Source organism: Lacticaseibacillus parahuelsenbergensis (assembly GCF_030770265.1).
GTDB lineage: Bacteria > Bacillota > Bacilli > Lactobacillales > Lactobacillaceae > Lacticaseibacillus > Lacticaseibacillus casei.
On the sequence record NZ_CP132482.1, the window covers coordinates 674,479 to 695,527 of the forward strand.

Annotated in this window: 17 protein-coding genes; 11 read left to right on the forward strand and 6 right to left on the reverse strand. The window is 49.4% G+C overall.

What is annotated here, in order from left to right; all coding sequences use genetic code 11:
- Nucleotides 1-9 precede the first annotated feature (9 nt).
- The 6 genes from LACPH_RS03185 to LACPH_RS03210 all read left to right on the forward strand — a co-directional run bounded on the left by LACPH_RS03185 (nucleotide 10) and on the right by LACPH_RS03210 (nucleotide 8,536).
- Nucleotides 10-663 carry an NAD(P)H-binding protein gene (locus tag LACPH_RS03185; RefSeq protein ID WP_049171545.1) on the forward strand — a complete coding sequence of 218 codons (654 nt, stop codon included), beginning with the start codon at nucleotides 10-12 and terminating at the stop codon, nucleotides 661-663.
- 817 nt (nucleotides 664-1,480) lie between these two features.
- Entirely contained in the window at nucleotides 1,481-3,868 is a 2,388-nt protein-coding gene (locus LACPH_RS03190) for a beta-glucosidase family protein (protein ID WP_274784483.1), read from the forward strand.
- Between the two features lie 447 nt (nucleotides 3,869-4,315).
- Nucleotides 4,316-5,272 carry an ABC transporter substrate-binding protein gene (locus LACPH_RS03195; RefSeq protein ID WP_274784484.1) on the forward strand — a complete coding sequence of 319 codons (957 nt, stop codon included), beginning with the start codon at nucleotides 4,316-4,318 and terminating at the stop codon, nucleotides 5,270-5,272.
- Nucleotides 5,273-5,759: 487 nt separating this feature from the next.
- On the forward strand, nucleotides 5,760-6,728 hold the full coding sequence (locus LACPH_RS03200) for an ABC transporter substrate-binding protein (RefSeq protein WP_274784485.1): 969 nt from the start codon (nucleotides 5,760-5,762) through the stop codon (nucleotides 6,726-6,728).
- Between the two features lie 31 nt (nucleotides 6,729-6,759).
- Complete coding sequence (locus LACPH_RS03205) at nucleotides 6,760-7,731, forward strand: ABC transporter permease (protein WP_274784486.1); 972 nt, start codon at nucleotides 6,760-6,762, stop codon at nucleotides 7,729-7,731.
- A 1-nt stretch (nucleotide 7,732) separates the two neighbouring features.
- Entirely contained in the window at nucleotides 7,733-8,536 is an 804-nt protein-coding gene (locus LACPH_RS03210) for an ABC transporter ATP-binding protein (RefSeq protein WP_010493560.1), read from the forward strand.
- Nucleotides 8,537-8,686: 150 nt separating this feature from the next.
- On the opposite strand, the gene LACPH_RS03215 is transcribed toward LACPH_RS03210, so the two are convergent.
- The 5 genes from LACPH_RS03215 to LACPH_RS03235 form a co-directional block, all read right to left on the reverse strand.
- Entirely contained in the window at nucleotides 8,687-9,646 is a 960-nt protein-coding gene (locus LACPH_RS03215; RefSeq protein WP_274784487.1) for an acrylyl-CoA reductase family protein, read from the reverse strand.
- Nucleotides 9,647-9,734: 88 nt separating this feature from the next.
- A complete protein-coding gene (locus LACPH_RS03220) occupies nucleotides 9,735-12,401 on the reverse strand; it encodes a cation-translocating P-type ATPase (RefSeq protein WP_306387251.1) in 2,667 nt (888 codons plus the stop codon).
- A 192-nt stretch (nucleotides 12,402-12,593) separates the two neighbouring features.
- On the reverse strand, nucleotides 12,594-13,571 hold the full coding sequence (locus LACPH_RS03225) for a glycosyltransferase family 2 protein (RefSeq protein WP_306387252.1): 978 nt from the start codon (nucleotides 13,569-13,571) through the stop codon (nucleotides 12,594-12,596).
- Between the two features lie 32 nt (nucleotides 13,572-13,603).
- On the reverse strand, nucleotides 13,604-15,883 hold the full coding sequence (locus LACPH_RS03230) for an ArnT family glycosyltransferase (protein WP_306387253.1): 2,280 nt from the start codon (nucleotides 15,881-15,883) through the stop codon (nucleotides 13,604-13,606).
- Nucleotides 15,870-16,277 (reverse strand): GtrA family protein, encoded by a 408-nt coding sequence (locus LACPH_RS03235; protein WP_010493567.1) that lies wholly within the window; start codon nucleotides 16,275-16,277, stop codon nucleotides 15,870-15,872. Before LACPH_RS03235 ends, LACPH_RS03230 begins: the two co-directional genes overlap by 14 nt.
- Before the next feature lie 206 nt (nucleotides 16,278-16,483).
- Between LACPH_RS03235 and LACPH_RS03240 the strand changes: the two genes are divergently transcribed.
- Nucleotides 16,484-17,179, forward strand: coding sequence for a response regulator transcription factor (locus tag LACPH_RS03240; protein WP_274784490.1), 696 nt, complete (start codon nucleotides 16,484-16,486; stop codon nucleotides 17,177-17,179).
- A complete protein-coding gene (locus tag LACPH_RS03245) occupies nucleotides 17,176-18,468 on the forward strand; it encodes a sensor histidine kinase (RefSeq protein ID WP_306387254.1) in 1,293 nt (430 codons plus the stop codon). Before LACPH_RS03240 ends, LACPH_RS03245 begins: the two co-directional genes overlap by 4 nt.
- A gap of 123 nt (nucleotides 18,469-18,591) precedes the next feature.
- Here LACPH_RS03245 and LACPH_RS03250 read toward each other — a convergent pair whose 3' ends face one another.
- Entirely contained in the window at nucleotides 18,592-18,972 is a 381-nt protein-coding gene (locus LACPH_RS03250) for an iron-sulfur cluster biosynthesis family protein (protein WP_025012277.1), read from the reverse strand.
- Here LACPH_RS03250 and LACPH_RS03255 point away from each other — a divergent pair.
- From LACPH_RS03255 to LACPH_RS03265, 3 genes are read left to right on the forward strand one after another with little or no spacing between them, the layout of a single operon-like run.
- Nucleotides 18,961-19,185: a hypothetical protein gene (locus tag LACPH_RS03255; RefSeq protein ID WP_306387255.1), complete on the forward strand. Its 225-nt coding sequence runs from the start codon at nucleotides 18,961-18,963 to the stop codon at nucleotides 19,183-19,185. The two genes, LACPH_RS03250 and LACPH_RS03255, sit on opposite strands and share 12 nt — an antisense overlap.
- A gap of 18 nt (nucleotides 19,186-19,203) precedes the next feature.
- Nucleotides 19,204-19,863 carry a nitroreductase family protein gene (locus LACPH_RS03260; RefSeq protein ID WP_274784493.1) on the forward strand — a complete coding sequence of 220 codons (660 nt, stop codon included), beginning with the start codon at nucleotides 19,204-19,206 and terminating at the stop codon, nucleotides 19,861-19,863.
- Between the two features lie 51 nt (nucleotides 19,864-19,914).
- Nucleotides 19,915-21,021 carry an L-lactate oxidase gene (locus LACPH_RS03265; RefSeq protein WP_274784494.1) on the forward strand — a complete coding sequence of 369 codons (1,107 nt, stop codon included), beginning with the start codon at nucleotides 19,915-19,917 and terminating at the stop codon, nucleotides 21,019-21,021.
- Nucleotides 21,022-21,049 lie beyond the last annotated feature (28 nt).

Consider the following 21,049-nt stretch of genomic DNA (forward strand, 5'->3'; position numbering starts at 1 on the left):
GGTAGGAACATGAAAATAGCTGTTTTAGGTGCAACTGGCCGGGCTGGGAGCGCGATCGTTGCCGAGGCGCAGCGGCGTGGTCATGAAGTGTTGGCAGTCGTTCGGGACACGCAAAAAGCGGCCAGTCGACTTGGCCAAAATGTGCCGACATTGGTGAAGGCACCACTGGAGTTGACAGAAGCTGATTTAGATAACGTTGATGCCGTTGTGGATGCGCTGAGTGTACCGTGGGGATCCGGTCGCGGGTATTTGCATTTGGACTTTGCGACCCACCTGATTAGTTTGTTACGGAATACGGACACTTTAGCGGTTTTCATTCTGGGTAGCGCAAGTCTGTCGATGCCGGGCGCGGATCATCCCATGATTCTTGATTTTCCTGAAAGTGCTGCAAGCCAGCCGTGGTATGACGGTGCTAAGTATCAGTATTATGAATATCGGTTCTTGCAGATGACCGATAATGTTAACTGGATCGGGATTTCAGCGAGCGAGGCGTTTCCGACTGGGCCGGCCACGAGTTATGTTGCCGGTAAGGATACCTTGTTGGTTGGCGAAGATGGACAGAGCCACATTACCACTGGAAATATGGCGCTGGCGATTCTTGATCAGCTGGAACGGCCGACTGCGCTGCAGGATCGGATTACGGTGCGTGATGCGGATGCGTGATGGTGCGGTTGGTTGTTTGGGTGAGTAAAGCAAAACACGATCCTTGGTTCGATGGTTGGCGGTGTGGTGTGGCTGGTCATCGGGCGGGGGTCGTGTTTTTTGGTTTGTAAGTATGTAGGTGGACTGTTGTGTTCTGTAAGGCGGTTGATGGCGTGGGGGGGCTGCCACATAAAGGTTTCAACTGGTCAAGAGCGCGTTAACGCGGGAAGGCTTTCTATTATGGGCAAGTATGTAGATGGACTTTCGCGTTCTATAACGCGCTCACAGTCGCAGAAATCTGCGTGTAAGGACCTCGGTCGCGATGGCCTAAGCCCGGGCCATCACGCCCGAGGCCACTTACACTCCGATTTCTAAGCGCTCCTGTTCGCGCTCAACAAAAAAAGACCCCACGCATTGGGGGTGCGCGGGGTTCCCGTGTCAGTGCCATTGGGGGTGGTACTGACTTATTTTTACTTTGGAGGAGTAAAAATGAAAAAAGTTGGGTTGGGGTAGTAGTAAGAAGGGGGTAAACTTCCTTGCTACGGTTAAAAGAATAATCCGTAAATGTGAACTTTTTATGACGATCTGACACAAAATTTTAGAACACGTGTTTTTTCGCTGGTTTTTTGGCAACCACCAGCGTTTATTTGGGAATAAGCGGCAGATTGTCACTTTCCGTCAAAAATAGTCAATTAATTCGATAAGCCTTGGCAAACGTGACATTTCGCTGGTCTTTTTCCCCAAAAATGAGGCCATTAACGGGAAATTCTGGGCGAAAAACGTTAAGATTTAAGGAAGACAAAGATGCCAGTTAGAAATTTGAAAATGGGGTAATTTGATGGATCATTCAGTGTCGCCAGTTAATCTTAATAGTCTGACTACTGAAGAAAAAGTGAAATTGACTTCAGGAAAAGACTTCTGGTCTTCCGAAGCGTTTCCTGAGCACGGTATTCCTAGCATTCGGATGAGTGACGGGCCGCATGGTTTGCGTTATCAAGCTGCGGAAGCCGATCATCTGGGCATCAATGACAGTGTGCCGAGTACTAGTTTTCCAACGGCTAGTGCCAGCGCATCGTCTTGGGATCCTGAACTCATTGCTGCAATGGGTGAGGCGATCGGTCTTGAGGCACGCAGTCTGGGCGTTGATGTTGTGTTGGGACCCGGCGTGAATATGAAGCGCAATCCTTTGTGTGGCCGAAATTTCGAATATTTTAGCGAGGATCCGTTTTTGGCCGGGAAACTTGGTGCGGCTTGGATTCAAGGCATTCAAAAGCAAGGGGTTGCGGCTTGTCTGAAACACTTTGCGGCGAATAATCAGGAAAATGGCCGGTTGTCGTCTAATTCGATCATTGATCCGGTTGCGCTGCACGAAATCTATCTGGAAGCCTTTCGCATTGCGGTTACTGAAGGGCATCCGGAATCGGTGATGTGTTCTTACAATAAAGTAAATGGTCGCTATGCCAGTGACAATCATTATTTGATGACGCAGGTTCTGCGCAACCAGTTCGGCTTTGACGGCGCCGTCATCACAGATTGGGGCGCACTAAACGATAAGGTTGCTTCGCTGAATGCCGGTACGGATTTAGAAATGCCCGGGGATCAGCACCTTTTTGACAAAGAGGCGTTGAAGGCTTATCAGACCGGCGAGTTGCGGCCTGCCAGTCTGGATCGCGCCGCTGCCAATATTGCCAAAATGGCGCGTAAACAGCGACCTAAGTTCATTGGCTCACGTGAGGACTTACTACATCAGCATGCCCAATTAGCGCAAAAAATTGCGGAAAGTGCCATCGTGCTGTTGAAAAACGATGACGGAATTTTGCCTTTAGCTGCTAATGAGCAAGTAGCCGTGGTCGGCGAGTTGGCCAAAGAGACCCGCTTCCAAGGTGCCGGTTCATCGCATATTAAGGCGGCGGAACAGGTGCCGATTTTGACTGGACTCAAGCAAGCTGGCATCGCTTATGATTACGCGGCGGGCTATCGACTGGATGATCAAGTCGATGAGGAAGCAATCGCTCAGGCACTGGAACTGGCCCGCACCCACGACAAGGTTATTTTTGTTGCCGGATTGCCAGATAACTATGAGTCTGAAGGTTTTGATCGCCAAAACATGGCCTTGCCGAAAGTTCAAAATGATTTGCTGCAGGCGATTGCTGCAATTAATCCGCATGTCGTCGTTCTGTTGGTCGCCGGCGCACCGGTTGAGCTGCCATGGTTGGATCAGGTACAGGCGGTTTTGGATTTGTATTTAGGCGGTGAACAGATCGGAGCAGCTGCCGGTCGGGTCTTGACCGGACAAGTAAATCCAAGCGGTAAGTTGGCCGAAACTTACCCGATTCATTATGCGGATATACCATCTGCGGAGCTTTACGATCATCGTACGCGCTCCGTACCTTACGTCGAAAGCACGTATATTGGCTACCGCTACTTCGACAAAGCTCAGGTGCCGGTGGCGTTTCCGTTTGGGTTTGGCTTAAGCTATACCTCTTTTGCGATTAAAAATGCACGCCTCATTGACGATCATGTCACCGATGATCAACCAGTGACTGTACAGGTGGAGTTGACGAATACGGGCAGCCGCGATGGCGCAGAAGTGGTTCAGGCTTACGTTCAGGAACAAACCGCGCGTCCTTTGCGGCCAATCAGAGAACTGAAAGCCTTCAAAAAGGTGTTCGTCAAAGCTGGCGAAACGGTGACGGTTACGTTAGCACTTCCAGCGCAGGCGTTTAAAGAGTGGCATGAACAAAACCAGACATGGGAACTGCCTGATGCCGCAAAAGCCGTGGCCATCGGGACAAGTTCTGCGGATATTGTCAGTGTCTTGCCGGTTCAAATTCACGGCCAAGCGTTTACGGATTTTGAAAACGTGCCCGATTGGTATACAACACCGTCGGGCAAACCGACCGTGCACGATTTCGAACAGCTTACCGGTCAAAAGGTACCGCCACATCATGAGTTTGTTCCGGGTGAATTCACGCGCCTGAACACGCCACGCGAAATGCAGAAATATTCGTGGCTGTTACGCATGGTCGCGCGGACGGTCATTAAAATGCGCACCAAGGATTACATTGACAAAGACGGTCCAGAGGCCAAGTTCCAGCAGGCGATCGTGTTGGACACACCGCTTATTCGGTTGGCCCAACAAGCAAGTGGCGCACTTAGACTAAGTATGGTAGATCGATTGGTAGCGGCCGCCAATCATCAGTACCTTAAAATGATTTTTAGATAACAAACGTATTGTAAAAAGATTAAAAATTTCTCTTGACGAACGTATCTTCCATTCGGTATTCTTAATCCCATACAAAACCGAAGGAAGTGTTGACCGTGATGAATCATCGGCAAACACAACTGAATACCTTTTTTGGCAGCTTTTTTGGATAGCGGTTTGCAGTCAGATGCAAACCGCGCAAGCAACGGTTTGCATCCATAAGGCTGTCACATTAAATGTGTCAACAACGCCGCATGGATGAACAATAATCCATGCGGCTTTTCTATACCGAAAACACGGGCCAGTCGCATGGAAAAATGTGATTGGCCCGCTTTTTATTAGGCGAATGTGTTTATGGGAAGGGTAAGTCAAGGCCAAACTTCCGTGTGTACCCAGTCATCTGCTAAAAAAGGTCTTCACGGTTTTGTCACAGGTTAAATACGCAACGTCACTTCAAGGAGGACTATCATGAAAAAACATCTTTTACTCGCAATGGCTGGCATGGCACTGATCGGCTTAACGTTAACGGGTTGTGGCAAGCAATCGAAAGCCGCCAGCAAAGAAACTGTTAAAGTCGGTATTTTGCAATTAATGGATCAGACCGCGTTGACCGAGGCACGCAAAGGGTTTGAGGCGGAACTCGCCAAGGCCGGCTACAAAGGAAAGCGCATCAAGATCAATTATGTGAACGCGCAAGGCGATCAGGCGAATCTCAAAACCATGAGCGATCGGCTGGCGCGCGGGAAGAATGACGTGAATCTCGCCATTGCCACTCCGGCCGCCCAAGCGCTGCAAAAAGCGGATAAGAAGACACCGTTGCTTTTCACCGCTATCACGGATCCAAAGTCAGCCGGATTGGTGACGAACCTGACGAAGCCGGACAAAAATGCCACTGGCGTTACCGATTTAGTTGCTGTTAGCGACCAGATTGACTTACTGCACAAAACATTTCCGCAAGCCAAAACGATTGGGCTAATGTACAACGCCGGCGAACCCAATTCGGTCTATCAGATCAAGCAAGCTAAGGCACATCTCAAGAAGCTGGGCTTGCGTTACCAGATCAAGACAGCTGCGACGACTAACGATGTTCAACAGGCAGCCGAAATCCTAGCCAAGGATGTCGACGCATTGTATTTACCGGCAGATAATGTAATGGCTGCGGCGATGCCGACCATTGGTAAAGTTGCCAAGGAAAAACAAATTCCGGTCGTGCCAGCAGCGTCGACCATGGTCAAAGATGGTGGCACAATCACCAAAGGCATTGACTATCGCGATCTTGGCAAACAAACCGCGAAAATGGCAATCAAACTGCTGAAAGGCACTTCGGTCAAAAAACTCGCCGTCGAAAAACCGGCCAATGTTAAAACCGTGAAAAATGACGCCATGTTAAAAGTGGTGAAACAAAAAGTTAACTTACCGAAGTAACCGGTATAACAACCTTCTTTGACATTTTAAACCGAGCAAAACCTGAGATGGTCAAAATAATCGTGAAAATATGTGTTGACAAGATGAAATTATGAGGATACTCTTAGAAACAAGCCAGAAGGAACAAACCTCTGGACACAAGGAGTGTTGATCATGAGACAAAGCAAAACAACACAACTTAATCACGCGTACTATTACGGCTATTTCGGATAATGGTTTGTATCTCATGGATACAAGCCAATCAGGTTTGTATCCATGATGGCCGTGAGTATTTCACTTGCAATTAACCGCCACATGGACGAATTCATCCATGTGGCTTTTTCTTTCCCGGGAAAAAAGTAAGAGGCCCACCACACGGATGAGGAAATCCAGTGGTGGGTCTCTTTTTAGAATTTGAGCCAGTCTGCTCACAGTCGTGCTGCGGATACTGAACCACCCGCCCAAACCAGCACGTCAATTCACCAAACATCTCAGGAGGAAGAAAAAAATGAAACTCAAACGAATCGCTGCCGTCGCAGCAACCGCACTAGCCATCATGACGTTAGTTGGCTGCGGCAAGTCAACCAAAGCCGCTGCTGACAAGAGTCAGGTGAAGGTCGGCATTTTACAACTCATTGATCAGCAAGCTTTAACTGCGGCCCGCAAAGGCTTCACAGACGAACTTGCAAAAGCCGGTTACAAGGGCAATAAGATCAAGCTGGATTACGTCAATGCCCAAGGCGATCAATCAAATCTTCAAACCATGAGCCAGCGCCTCGCCCGCGACAAGAATGATCTTAACTTGGCGATTGCGACTCCGGCTGCTCAAGCGTTGCAAAAGGCAGATACCAAAACGCCAATGTTATTTACGGCGATCACTGATCCTAAGTCAGCTGGATTAGTCACTAATCCAGAGAAACCGAATAAAAATGCCACCGGCGTCACCGATAAAGTCGATGTGGCTGGCCAGATCAAGTTTATTCATAAGGTCTTTCCGAAGGCCAAAAAGATCGGCTTGCTGTTTAACGCCGCAGAACAAAATTCGCAGGTTCAAGTCAAGCTAGCCAAAGCAGCGATTAAGAAGCTGGGGCTGACAGCCGTTGAAAAAACCGCAGCGACAACCAATGACGTTGAACAAAGTGCATCGGCATTGATGAAACAAAGTGATGTCATCTACATTCCAACCGACAACACGATGGCAGCTTCCATGGCGACGATTGGTAAAGTCAGCACCAAAGAAAAAATTCCCGTGGTTCCGGCAGACGCGACCATGGTTAAGCTGGCCGGAGTTGCCACTGTGGGCATCAACTACGAAGATCTTGGCAAGCAAACCGGCAAACTAGCCGTGCAGTTGCTGAAGGGTAAGAAGGTTAAAGATTTGTCGGTTGAACAACCATCCAAGACGCGATTGGTGATTAATCCGGAACGGATGCGGCAATTCGGGCTGACAAAAGCCATGTTAGAAGAAGCAGAATAAACAAACGATTTAAAAAACGAGGGGATTCGTTATGGACATTGTGACATCGAGTATTGCCCAAGGATTATTATGGTCGGTTATGGCAATCGGCGTGTATCTGACTTTTCGTATTTTAGACATTGCAGATATGACAGCAGAAGGGAGTTTTCCTTTAGGGGCAGCGATTACCGCTCATGCCATTGTATCGGGGACAGGACCGATTGTGGCAACACTAATGGGATTTGTTGGTGGCGCTGTAGCTGGGGCAGTTTCCGGATTTTTGACCACCAAGCTGCATATTCCGGATTTGTTAACCGGTATTTTGACGATGACGGGCTTATATTCGGTGAACCTGTTCATTATGGGCAAGGCTAATATCAGCTTAATTGGCACCGTCAAAACAGTTTTCAATTTGACTGACAGCGGTGATGCGACGACGATCGGCATCATGGTTGGCGCCATCGTGGTAGCACTGGTGATTGGCACTTTGGTGTTCTTTTTCCATACTGAAATGGGGTTGGCGGCGGCCGCGGTTGGTAACAATCAGGATATGGCCGCGGCGAACGGGATTAACAATGACGCCATGAAGATCATCATTTATATGCTAAGCAACGGGCTCATTGCCTTGTCGGGCAGTCTCATGGCGCAAACCAATGGCTATGCCGACTTATCGATGGGGATTGGCACGATCGTTATCGCCTTGGCTGCCATTATCATTTCGGAGATTCTGGTTCGCGGCGTCCCGCTGTGGGCCCGGTTGTTGATGATCATCGTTGGCGCCGTGATTTACCGGTTGATTATTGCGGTGGTATTGGACATGGGCGTGGATCCGAACTACCTGCGTTTCTTCTACGCACTCATGTTGACGGTCTTCCTGTCCTTGCCATTACTGAAGAAGAAACTTTTCCAGCTAAAAGTGCGGCATGGCAATCGGCATCCGGTCAAGCAACGCCAAGCGGTAACACCCAAGGCGGCAGATACCATGGCAGTTTCGCCGATGGAACAGCAAAAGGAGGCTCGTTAAAATGGCAGTTCTCGAAGTACACGGTTTGCATCAATATTTTGAACAAGGAACCGTCAATGAAAACCACGCATTGAAGGGTATTGACTTGAGCCTGGAACGTGGCGAGTTTGTGGCGATCATCGGGGGTAACGGCGCGGGCAAATCCACGTTGCTTAACAGTATTGCCGGCACCCTGCCGGTCAATCAGGGACAGATTCTCATTGACGGCAAAGACGTGACCTACCAAAACGTTGCCAAGCGTGCTAAATTAATTGCCCGGGTTTTCCAGGATCCCCGATCAGGCACGGCTTCGTTATTGACGATTGAACAGAATCTGGCTTTGGCGGAAAAACGCGGTGACTGGCGTAACTTCTGGGCCAGCGGCGTAAAGCGACGCGATCGCCAGCACTTTCAAGAGAAGCTCGCGACACTGGGATTGGGACTGGAGAAGCGATTAGGTGCTGAGATGGGCCTGCTTTCCGGCGGTCAACGTCAGGCGGTCACGTTGTTAATGGCGACGCTGAAAAAGCCGGCGCTGTTGCTGCTAGATGAACACACGGCAGCGCTTGATCCGCAAACCAGCGCAACCGTCATGGCGTTGACCGATCAGATGGTAAGAGCGCAGAAGATCACCACGTTGATGATCACCCATAACATGGCGAGTGCCTTGAAATATGGCGACCGGCTGATCATGCTGGACCATGGCGAAATTGCTGTGGATGTCCGCGGTGAGGAAAAGCAAAATCTGACGGTTGAAGACTTGCTGACGCTGTTCAAAGAACGCAGCGGGCAGGAGTTTGCTGACGATGCTGTTTTGTTGAGTTAAAGTTTCAGGAGTGAGTCGCCCAGTTAGCGAATGAATACTAAAAAAAGCGGCTTAATTGAAAAGACACCTGAATTCCCAACACGTCTATCGTTGGGAGTCCAGGTGCTTTTTAATTTTGACAGATAGCTGACTTTGCTCCTCTAAATATTCTCAAGCCATACTAACAACCGTTCTGACTGGATGGTGCGTAAAGTGGTTGTTTAACGCTTGCGGAAGATCAGCTAGGTTGATTTTTTGGAAGGGAACAGGGTTTAACTTTGCCAGCGCCGTCCATGCTTCTTGACGTAATTCATTCGGGGCGCTGACGGAATCCACGCCTAACAAGCTAATATTCCGCAAGATAAACGGAAAGACTGTTAGCGGTAGGGAAGTACCGGCCGCGTTGCCGCATAACGCGACCGCGCCATTATAGCGCATGCTTGGCAGTAAACTGGACGTGAAGCTGCCGCCAAGTGGATCAATGGCATAATCAAATTGTTGGCGGCTCAGGGCTTTGCCTTTGGGTAATTCATCTAGCGCCAAGGTTCCGGTGGCACCGAGATCGCGAACATGGGACTGCTGATCAGGGGTGCGCACAACGGCAATTCGATTTGAAAATCCGGTATTTTCTAACAATTGTAAGGCAATGCTGCCGACACCACCTGTTGCGCCGCCCACTAAGATCTGGGGATTTTGTTCTGGCGTCATGCCAGCTTGCATCAACGCATTGACGCATAATGCTGCCGTTAACCCTGCTGTCCCGAATGCCATGGCCGTTTCGAGCGTCATGTTCGGCGGTAGTGGCATGGCCCATTTTGCTGGGATGCGGGCATATTGGGCATAACCGCCGCCTTGACTGACGCCTAAGCCATGGCCGGTTGCCAGAATCTGATCGCCTTTTTTAAATTGCGGATCCTGACTAGCTACAACCGTGCCGCTGAGATCAATACCGAGAGTTTGCGGGTATTGCCGAATAATTTGGTTGTGCGGCTGGTAAGCTAAGGCATCTTTATAATTAATGTCTGAATAAGCGACGCGGATTAAAAGTTCGCCCGCGGACAGATCATCTGTGGTGATCGTTTGTAGTGTCGCTTTTTGGCCGTCGTGAATGAATGCTTGAAAAAACTGCATTGGAGCTACCTCCTCGTAATAAGAATCACTTCTATGCTCAATTATTAACTAAATCATAGCAGTTTCATTCGTAATAACCAAACGCTCGTTATTCGTTGTCGCTAACCAGATTCGGTTGGTGCCAGGCCGCCAGTTCGTGCCGATGCTGCCAACGTTTGTAGCTTTCAACAATCAGCATTGGCAACCAGACGGCTACGAACACAATGAGCCACTGACCAAGTGTCAGAGGAGCTAGCTGGAAGATTTGTTGAAACGGTTTAAGAAGTGCGAGCAGCAGAATGATCGCCATGGTTCCCAACAGGCTGACGGTTAAAATCGGATTACTAGTCAAAGCAGTCCGGTTGAGCCGCGCACGCGTTTTGATCGGGAAAACGTCGAGCATGGAGCCAATCGCCAAAGTCAAGAAGAGCATGGTCATGCCGACAATCGGTTGATCAGGGCTGACAACGAAGCGCCCGATCGCATAGATACCGAGGATCAGTCCAACATAAGTCGCCGTGCGCACAGCGACGCGTTTGCCGAGGCCATTGGCAAAAATACTAGCTTTTTTAGGAATCGGCTTGAGGTGCATGATGCCGGGCTCAGCCAGTTCGCGGCTCAGGAAGAATCCCGGAATCCCATCGGCCAGCACGTTGACAATCAACAGTTGTTCCGGTGTCATCACGGCGCCCCAGCCAATTAAAACGGCAATTAGCATGGTGAAAATCTGGGCGAAATTGACGGAAATCAGAAATTCAACGGCTTTGAGAATATTTTGGTAAACTGTTCGTCCTTGCGCCACCGCGTCGATAATCGTGGCGAAGTTGTCGTCGGTCAAAATCATGTCGGCCGCATTTTTCGCCACGTCGGTTCCGGTGATGCCCATCGCAATGCCGACGTCCGCAGCTTTTAGCGCTGGTGCATCGTTAACCCCGTCACCGGTCATGGCGACAACGGCTTGTTGCTGCTGCCAAGCCTTCACAATGCGAATTTTGTCACTCGGCGTGGTACGGGCAAAGACGCGAATCTGCTGAATAGTGGCGGCTAAGGTTTCATCGCTCATTTGGTTTAACTCGTGACCGGTAATCGCGCGGTGACTGCCATCAAGAATCCCGATATCCCGAGCAATGGCGGTGGCAGTGTCAAGATGATCGCCCGTAATCATCACGGTGACAATCCCGGCATCTTTTGCAGCTTGAATCGCAGCCGGGACTTCCGGGCGTGGCGGGTCGATCAGCCCAATGAGCCCCAGTGGCTGAACCTCTGTAAGTTGATTTTCCCAATCGGCCCCGGGATTGGTTGCAAATTGTTGGTAACCGGCAGCCAGAACGCGCAACGCCTGGCCTGTCATCTGATCATGAACGTCAGTGGCTTTGGTTTGCCAATTCAGCGCTGAAAAGGCAATCCGATCCACGGCGCCTTTAATAATAGCAAGATAGTGGCCTTCCGGGGTGCGGTGTAACGTCGCCATGGTCTTTTTAGCTGATGAAAAAGGCGCCTCAGCGATGCGTGGGTAACGGGTTTCAAGTTCGTCGCGGCTTAAGTCATAGTGGGCAAGCAACCGCATAATGGCCAGCTCGGTAGCGTCACCGATGTCGGGTTCATCCTGATCGGTTAACTGGGCGTTAGTGGCGAGCCCTAGATACGACAGAAAACGGCGCGTGTCAGTCGTTAGCGGTTCGGCCGTCGCCTTTTGAATATTAGACTGCCCGAATGACCAAAAATGCGTCACGGTCATCTTATTTTGCGTTAAAGTACCGGTTTTGTCCGAGGCGATGACGTTGACATTGCCGATGGTTTCGACTGCGGTGACTTGACGAATGATCGCGCGGCGTTTGGCCATTTTCTGAACACCGTGTGCCAGACTCAAGGTGACAATGACCGGCAATGTTTCCGGAACTGCCGCGATGGCTAAGCTGACACCAAGCATGAGACTGTCTGCCAGAGTTTCCTGATGATACAGCATGGCTAATAACATGGTTAACGCGCCGCCTAAAACTGCAACTAATGATAGCCGTTTGCCAAGTGCGTCGAGCCGTTTAGCGAGTGGAGTGACCTGCTTTTTGGTTTGGTTTAATAGCGAGGCAATTTTTCCCAGTTCGGTATTCATCCCCGTCGCCGTGACGATCGCGGTTGCTTTTCCGCTGGTAATTGCGGTGCCGGAAAAAATGCAGTTAGCCGCATCGCCGAGATTTTCAGGAACTTCAGCTAATGGGGCAGCTGATTTAGCAACAGATTCGCTTTCGCCGGTTAAAACGGCTTCGTCTGCTTCAAGTTCCTGACTTTCAATCAGCCGGGCATCTGCAGCAACGGCATCGCCAGCATTGAGCAGCATTAAGTCACCTGGAACTAAATCCGCCGCTTGAATGGTTTGCGTTTTATCATCGCGAATCACGGTAACAGTGTGAACAGTCATGGCTTTTAACGCAGCCAATGCTTTTTCGGCGCTGTGTTCCTGATATAAGGCAATGACAACGTTTAAGATCACAATACTGCCAATGACAATCGTCTTGGTCCAGTTACTGTCCGTCGTCAATGCAAGATAAGCGGATAGGCCGACAGCAAAGAGCAAGATCAATGACGTGATATCGCTGAGGTGGTGGGCGATTTGCCGAAACAAGCTAGGCTTTTTGGCAGCGGTCAATTGATTGGAACCATTTTGTTGCCGGTGTTTGACAACTGTGTCAGTTGTCAGACCGGTGGTGAGGTTAGTGTCAAATTCAGCGGCCAAATCGCTCGGCGTCAGAAGTGTCAAGGCTTTGGTCGTTGTTGGCATACACTCAGTCCTTTCTGGGTTGGGTGGGTCATGTCAATACTTACTTATAATAACCGTAACATGACAAAGTGTCGTCTGTAAAATTTTGAATCGGCACGCCGGTTTCTAACCGGGCTGGGTCACGCTCACAAAAACAGGACTGCCGAGTGATGACCAGCAGTCCTGTTTTATCAATGGTGAATAGAGCTTTCTTTAGTTTTGCAACGCATGATAGCGATAATGCGGCTGTTGCGCTGCTTGGGTTTTGAAGCCATAGGTGTCGGCAACGATGTAAAGCGGGCGATGGCGGCTTTCGGCAAACATTCTGCCGATGTAATTGCCAAGTAGTCCGATAGTGAAGGTCACGCCGGCACCGACAAAGAAGGTGGCACTAATGACCCAAGTCAATAAACTGAGGCGGCCGAGTAGAAGGCTGATGAAGGTGGTGGCAACGGCTACTAAGAGGAAGAAGCCACTTAGCCAGTTGGCAATCGTCAAAGGGACAGTAGAGAAGCTGGTAATGCCATTCATGGCAAGGTGCAGCATTTTTCGCAACGGATAGTGGGTTTTACCAGCGGTGCGTTCTTGCCGATCGTATTCTACTGCGACTTGTTTATAGCCGACCCATGAGACCATGCCGCGAACATACGGATCTTGTTCGTTCATTTGTTTTAAAACGTTGACAACGCGACGGTCCATGAGTCGAAAGTCGCCGGTGTCAACCGGAATATCGATACTCGTGACGGCTTTCAACACCCGATAAAACGTTTCGGCGGTCAACTTTTTAAACCAGGTTTCACCGCTGCGTTTGCGGCGCTTACCGTAAACAACATCATAGCCTTCCTGCCAGCGTGCCAGCATTTCGGGAATCACGCGCGGCGGATCCTGCAAGTCGGCATCCATGACGACAACCGCGTCTCCGCTGGCGTAACGAATGCCGGCTGTAATCGCCAGTTGATGGCCGAAGTTGCGTGAAAAATCCACCAGCCGAATCGTCGGGTTCTTCGCTACAGCGGCTCTAATTTGATCGGCGCTATCGTCAGTTGAACCGTCGTTGACAAAGATGAGCTCATATCGTTCCGGTCTGGCACGGACGTAATTAGCCAGTTCTTTGATCGTCTCACCGATACCGGCGCTTTCGTTATAAACTGGCAAAACGATCGAGATGAAGGGATCCTTTTCTTGTCGCATAGCGCATCTTCTCCTTTCAAAATATTAATGGGTTACTTAACCATGCTGGCGTCAAGCTCATACAGGGTGCCGCCACCCATACCGCCGCCCATTCCCATACCACCTGGGGCTTTGGCGTTTGCGGTGCTTTGACTGCTGTATTTACTTGACGAAACTTTTTTACCGACTTTGGTGACCCAGGCTTCAATCTTGGAATTGCCCGAGCGACCTGAGGACAGGTAATATTTCATGTCGCCTTTTTTAACGAGGGCTTTGAATTGTTTAAGGGTAATGGCAGGGTCGGTACCATTAAATCCGCCGATCGCCATGACTGCTTTGCCGGACTTAATGATGTAAGGCGCGGCCGTGCTAGCGTTGCTGGTAGCAAACAGGTATTTGGCGCTGCCTTGATGTTTTTCAACATACTTCAGCAATCCGCTGTCAACGCTGCCGCTGCCAATGCCGCCGCTGTTACCGCCGGAGGTCAGAAGTGAAGGACCGGCAGACGGAATCGCAGCTGATGAACCGGCAAGCGTCGGTGTAAGTGACCAGAAGCCCGGCGCTACCAAAATAGCGGCAATGGCAACGCCCAGGGCTGATTTGCGCCAACTTCTGGTGCGGCCGATGAAAAGAAGCACTAAGCCAATTAGACCTGCACCAACCACCAGCCATGTCTGCCACTGATAGTACAAGCTGACATACCAAGCCTGGAGTCCGGTCGTTGTCACGATAGCAAGTGGCAATAACCAACTTTGCCAATGCTTGAAGCCTAGCTTGAATTGCTTAAACATTGTGACAATCCCGATGCCGAACAAAGCAGCAATCGGCGGTGCGAGCATAATCATGTAGTAAGGGTGGAAGAAGCTGGCAATTGAGAAGAAACCGGCGACTGGTACGAGCCAACCCATCCAGAAAAGCAAATGATTTTGCTGAGTGGTTGTTTGATACCATTTACGCTTGCGATCGAGATAATAAGCAAATGCACTGATGAAGCCGATTAAAGCAGCTGGGACTAACCAACTGATTTGTGGGCCAAGGTCGGATTGGAGCAAACGTAACGGGCCAGCAGTGCCAATTGCAAAGGCACCACCGCCACCGCCGCCAGCGCCACCAGCACCACCTTTACGGCCGCCCGGAGCACCGCCGCCTGTACCGGGTCCGCCTTTGAAGTTACCTTTTTTGAGGTTGGCAGGCATTTTCCCGCCGGTAGCTTTTTTGGTTTTGACAGTTGCCTGCTGCTTTTTAGTCCCAGTTGGCGGCGTGGTTGTTTTGGTCTTGGTTCCGGTTTTAGCCTTCGTGCCGGTTGGCGGGGTACCACCTTGGTTGTTGCCGGTACCCGGTTGACCGGACGTGCCTTTAGTCGACTTGCCACCTGGTAGATTGCCGGTCTTACCGGTTGCGCCAGTTGGCGGTGTTCCGGACTTTCCTTTGGTTCCTGTAGGCGCAGTCCCGGTTTTACCTTTCGTGCCAGTTGGTGGGGTGCCACCGGTCTTGGACTTGGAATTATTCCCCATGCCTGGGAAAGCTGCGCCAGTACCGGTTGTCTGACCTAGTAAGCGTTCGGTACCGTTATAGCCAAAAGCCAATTCCATTTCCGAGTTGGTTTCAGAACTGCCGACATACGGCCGTTGACTCGCAGCAGTCGAATCAACCTGCATTGGCCAGGCTAGTGTGGTAACCGCCATGGCGACAGCCGCAATGCCTAGTGTGGTAAGGCGGCGCCAAAGTTTCTGGTTCGAGGCGAGCCAGTAGAAAAGCAATAGGGCCGGCAAAATCATAAAGGCCTGAAGCATTTTAATATTGAACGAGACGCCAATTAAGGCAAAACTGACAACCACCAACCATGGCTTGCGGGTGCTAATGGCCTTCATGAGGCACCAGCTAGCAAGCAGTAGGAAGAATTGTAAGGTGGCGTCCATATTGTTTGTCCGCGAATCCGCAACCACAATCGGCATCAAAGTGAGTGCCAGTGCGGCTAGTCGCGCTGCCCAGGCATTAAAGCGTGGCTTGATCATGTTGTAGATTAAGGCAACGCTGCCGATGCCGAACAAAATGGATGGTAGGACAACTGACCAGCCATGAACCCCGAAAATTTTGGCGGAGATGGCCATAAACCACAGTGCGACCGGTGGTTTATCAACTGTAATAAAGCCAGCGGGATCAAAAGCGCCGTACCAGAAATTGTGCCAACTTTGAACCATACTGGTAATGGCGGCGGTGTAATAATCATTGGCATTGCCTGCTTCCCATATGTTCCACGCGTAAAGAAACGCTGCGAGAATTAAAATGCCAATGAGCCACCAATCAACCGTCCATTGTCTAATTTTTTTCATGTGCCGTAACTCCCTTTTCTCGGAATACCCAGAACTTACTTAAAAGGAAGTTCGTCGGGACAGTAACCATAAGCGAAAACATCGGTGCTAAAGGCTTAGGTAAACCCAAAGCATCATTCCAGAAGCTGGTCAGCACCAGACTTAAAATAAATGTGAGGCCATAAGAGAAATAGTATCGCGGCGCTACACTTTTAAGTTGGCGATGATCTTTGACTTTGAAAACCCAGGTATCATTGAGGAAAAGTCCCAAGATGGACGTTAACCCATAACCGACACCCATTGCAGCGGTCGGATTGATCAATTGGTATAATGTCAGATAGATCAAATAAGTCAAAATGGTGTTGATCCCTCCGACGAGACCGAAGCTAATGAATTGTTTCAGCTTTAGGCGCATCGTATCGCTCCCTTCCTGATGAATGGGACTAGTATGCGATGTGCAGCATAAATTAACCTTAAAGGCGGTCGGATTTTTTCTTAAGAAGGTTTTATGGTTGGCGTGTTAGGCTGAAATAGTGGCTGAAGTGATTGAAGTATAATGCGGCTACTGGTGTAGATTTTTAATCGCGCCAGTTCACGCTCACCAAAGGTAGGAGTATAGAAATGACGGTTAAACCAAAAATTCTTGTCATAGAAGACGATCCGGATTTGAATGAAAGCATCGTTGACTTCATTCGGGACTTTTCCGAACCTGAAGCCGCGTTAACTGGGGCAGAAGGTTTGTATCAGGCGGAAGAAGGCGTGTTTGATGCGATTATTCTGGATATTATGTTGCCAGAGCTGAATGGCTTCGACTTGCTCAAACAGTTGCGCGCCAAGCAGGTGAAAACGCCGGTGCTTATTTTGACGGCCAAGGATGCGCTTGCCGATAAATTGCACGGGTTTGAATTAGGCGGGGATGATTACCTCACCAAACCGTTTCACCGAGAAGAACTCATTATGCGGCTCAAGGCGTTGTTGAAACGCACTGGACACTTTTTTGATGATGATGGCTTAACTGCTGGGCCATACGAAGTGTATTTAAATCGCCATGAAGTGCTGATCAATGGGCAACCCGTTTCGTTAAATGGTAAGGAATTCGACTTGCTCGTGTATTTGCTGCAGAATCAAAAAACCATTATCACGAAAGATCAGATTTTCGATCGACTTTGGGGCTTTGACTCCGAAACCGCTGTGAGTGTGGTTGAAGTTTATATGTCGAACTTACGCAAAAAGTTAAAACCGCTGAAAGTTGACGGCTGGATTAAAACCATTCGCAATGTTGGCTATATTTTTCAAGAACCGGAGGGCCGTGAATGAATGCAGATAAAGGAATTAAGCGGCAGCAGCGGCGCTTGTTTGTCGGTCAGCTGCTGAGTTTCGCCGGACTTTTCCTGGTGCTGGGATTTATCGTCTTTTTTCTGTATGAACGCTCGGTTTATCAAGACATTGACCATACGTTAGAGCAGCAAAAGACCATGATCATCAAACCAGCGACAGGGATGACGACGCCCAGCGCGCCACGGCAGCCGGGAGGAAGTCGGCCGATTTCGTTTCGGATGAATATGGTCGTCTTCAATAAAAAAGGCAAAATCATTAATCAAGCCATGCTTGGCGAACGTTTTTATGCGTATTTCAAGAAACTGAAATTGGATCGGCAGGCGCTTAACAAACTACAGACTTTAGCGACCTCGACTGGCACATTTCGAACATTGTTGGTTAAAGTGCCGCAGACAGTTGCGGATCCGCAGTATGCCGGTCATTATGTACTGATTTTGCAGAACACCGATGCCCAGGAAGCAGCTATTCGCTCGTTTCGGCAGGTTTTGATTGTGACGATTATTTTATTCTGGGCGTTGGCATTGGGGTTATCTTATTGGTTATCGACGCGGGCAATGCGGCCGATTGTGCGGTCGTGGCAACGGCAACAGGATTTTGTTGCGGATGCCGCCCACGAATTGCGGGCACCGCTGGCCGTGATTCAAAGCAAACAGGAATCTCTGCTGACAAAACCGCAAGCCACGATTATCGATGAAAGCGAAGCAATAGCGACTTCATTAGGCGAGACCAAGCGTTTGCGGCAATTGACCGATGATTTGTTGACGATCGCCAAGGCTGACAGCAACACCATCGAAATCGAGTTAACTGATCTGCGTTTTGATCAAGCTTTAGCGCCACAGCTGGCGTCTTATCATGACATTGCTAAAAGTCAGGACAAGTCCTTCACGACCAAGCTGCCACCAGAAGGCCATGCCTGGTTTGATGCCGCCCGAATCAAGCAATTGCTGGTGATTCTGCTAGACAATGCCTTCAAATACACGCAGGCAGGTGATTCAATCTGGGTTGAAGTCACGCAAACGCCGCGGGACTGGCAACTGATTGTCGGCAATTCAGGACCGAATATTGCCGATGCCGACAAATCCCGAATTTTCGAACGCTTTTATCGCGAAGATGCTTCGCGCAGCCGGCAAACCGGCGGCAGTGGCTTGGGGCTGGCCATTGCGCGGTGGATTGTCACCATTCACCATGGTCGGATTGAGGTCAAAGACGTTCATCCCCACGGTGCCTTATTTGTTGTGACGCTACCCAATAAACCGCGTGGGGCTTAGCTGCCAAATGATGGCAAACGAAAAGCAGTCGTTTCCGAAGCTTGAATTAGCTTTTGGAACGGCTGCTTTTAAATTTCAATCACTTTTTAAACAACGTTTGGTGACAAAATCCTGATACGACGATTAACGGGCTGGATTATTGCGAACCCCATTGGCTTCCGTGAAATCGATAAAGCCCATGTTCGTATCAATATCGCCGCCATCACCGCTTAAAATCAACGTATTAAGTGTCTTATTGAAGTGAACATTCATATTCGCATTTAAATCTTCTTGTGAGTAACCCTTGATCAGAATCGGCCCGAGGTTGCTATCAATTTTTGTATCATAGTCGGTTGCCGGATCACTGGCTTTGACAACATTCAGTGAAAACTGCACCTGCATATGAATCATAGCGTGCTGTGAATAAGGGCCAACGCCGTCTTCAAAGGTCAAAAGCAGTTTCTTGTCCGGATCCAAATGAGGCTTGATCTTGTCGATGGCACCTTCGTCAAAATGAATTTGCATGCAATCAACTCCCTTCGCCGTAAACATAGGCTGATTAGGAAGCAAAAGCAACTGATTCGACTCGGTGATTGGCTCAACGACGCTGTGGATGCGGTGTTACTTGGGATGATGGGTGAGAAGTTGCCGGTGTTCAGTCACCCGCCGCATAGCATGGAGAATCCTTTGATTATGGACTACATTATTTCGATGAAAGCGATTAATATATTTATATAAGAAATGAGGTAATTCAAAATGACAGATACAGTAGCAGCACCAAAGTTAACGAACAATGATTTGGGCAATGTGATGTTTGACCGTCATTCGGTCCGGAAATTTGATCCCAACGTCAAAATCAGTCGGGATGAATTGCAGGAGATGATCAAGCAGGCAACCACCGCACCCTCAGCATGCAATTTGCAATCATGGCATTTTGTCATCATCGATACACCGGAAGCAAAAGAAAAGTTGAAGAAGGCGGCCATGAAGTTCAACTATCCGCAAATCGATACGAGTTCCGCGATTATTTTCATTGCAGGGGATAAGCAATCGCATGAAGTTTATCGCGATGTTTGGACTAAAGTTTACAAGGCCGGCAAGATCAGCAAAGAAAAACTCGACCAGATTTTCAATACGTTCTTGCCACTTTATGAACACGCTTCACCGGAGTTCCTGACCCTAGATGCAACCATTGATGGCGCGATGGTCGGCATGCAACTGCTTTTGCTGGCGCGCGCTCACGGGTATGATGCCAATCCTTGGTCTGGTTATGACTTTAAAACAATTATTCCGACGTTGGGACTGGATCCAAAACGGTTTGTGCCAGTTATGGCGATTGCAATCGGGAAAGCAGCGGAAAAACCGCTGAAAACCGACCGTTACGATGTCAATCAGTTAATTGACTACTTGGCATAAGTCGTTGACAAACCATACGATCCGATCTCAAGGGAAAAGAGGAAACAAACAATGATCGATGCAGTTAAAACCGATCCTTTCGGTGAAGTAAACGCGATTGACGTGTTGGATCTGGCAAGCCTGGAAGGCCGCGCAGAGAAGGTGCTCGGTCGTGGCGAATTTGGCTACATTAGTGAAGGCTCCGATGATGGCTATACAATGCGCCGGAACACCACCGCGTTTCAAGATGTGGAGATGCTCCCGCGTGTTTTACAAGGCGTTGAAAAACCAGATCAGTCAACAACCTTCATGGGCGCTAAGCTGGCTTCGCCGTTACTGACGGCACCCATTGCCGGAAACACGCTGGCCCATTCGAGCGGTGAACTGGGTTTGGCAAAAGGCGCAAAAGAAGCCGGTATTATGATGTCACAAAGTACTTTTGCCTCCAAACCCATTGCCGAAACCGCTGCAGTCAGTGATGGTGCGCCTTATATGTTTCAGCTATACATGCCCAAAGACTGGTCATATTGCGAATACTTGCTCGATGAGGCCAAAAATGCCGGTGCGTTGGCGATTATTTTGACAGCGGATTCAACACTGGGCGGGTATCGCGAAAAAGATGTCATGAATCATTATCATCTGAAAGGCCGACTAGCCAATCTAGAAGGCTATAATAGCGGTCAAACCGGTGTTGGCGCAGGTGGGTTGTTCAAAGAATCCATGCAAAAACTGGATTTGGCACTTATCGATAAACTTGCCAGTTACTCAGGCTTACCCATTATTATCAAAGGCATTCAGCATCCTGATGACGCAGTTGCAGCCATAAATGCAGGCGCAGCAGGAATTTATGTTTCCAATCATGGTGGCCGCCAACTAGATGGTGCCCCTGGAGCGATTGAACAGTTGCCAGCCATTGCAGCTGCGGTCGATCATCAAGTACCGATTATCTTTGATGGCGGCGTGCAGCGTGGAACGCATGTGCTCAAAGCCTTGGCACTTGGCGCAGATCTTGTCGGCGTTGGCCGGCCATTCAGTTATGGCTTGGCGCTTGGCGGCTGGCAAGGCGTTAAGGCGGTAGCCGACCATCTGAAAATGGAAATCAATATTGCCATGCAGCTAACCGGATGCCAAACGATTGAGGACGTCAAACGGATGAAACTTAAGACGCGGTTTGCTTAATGGATCAGCGGGAACCCTTACGAATAGG